Origin of the sequence: Christiangramia aestuarii (assembly GCF_009735585.1) — a bacterium.
GTDB lineage: Bacteria > Bacteroidota > Bacteroidia > Flavobacteriales > Flavobacteriaceae > Christiangramia > Christiangramia aestuarii.
The window spans coordinates 1-470 of sequence record NZ_VJVW01000067.1 but is presented as its reverse complement, the minus strand read 5'-3'; the positions used below and the strand labels follow the sequence as shown (position 1 = coordinate 470).

At 74.0% G+C, this 470-nt stretch carries 1 pseudogene; it reads right to left on the bottom strand.

From position 1 onward, the window contains the following. A pseudogene (locus FLP08_RS16945) lies at positions 1 to 470 on the bottom strand (hypothetical protein); the annotation flags it as partial.

Below are 470 nucleotides of genomic sequence, written 5' to 3'. Positions count from 1 at the left end.
AGCGTCGCCAGTCGGTCTCGGCGCGGCGCCATTCGGCTCGCGCCGCTTCGCCATCGGCGCGGGCGCGGCTGATCGTCTGCACCTGCTCCAGCAGTTGCCGATCGAGGGTCTCCAGCTTCGCGCGCTGGGCTTCCAGCGCCGCCTGCGCCGCCGCTTCGCGGGCCTCGGCGGCGCGCAGGCGCTGGCGGAAGTCGCGCGGGTCCAGGCGCAGCAGCAGGTCGCCGGCCTGGACGTCGGCATCGTCGGCCACCAGCACCTCGGCGACGTAGCCGGAGACCTGCGCGCTGACCGCCACCCAGTCGGCGCGTACATAGGCATCGTCGGTGCCCTCCAGGAAGCGTCCGCTGCTCCACCACCAGGCCAGCAGGGCGGCGAGCGCGATGGCGCCGGCGAGGCCGCCCAGCAGCCAGGTTCGGCGCCGGCGCGTGGCTGCTGGCATGGTTTCGCCAGTGGTGTGTTCGATGGGTTCC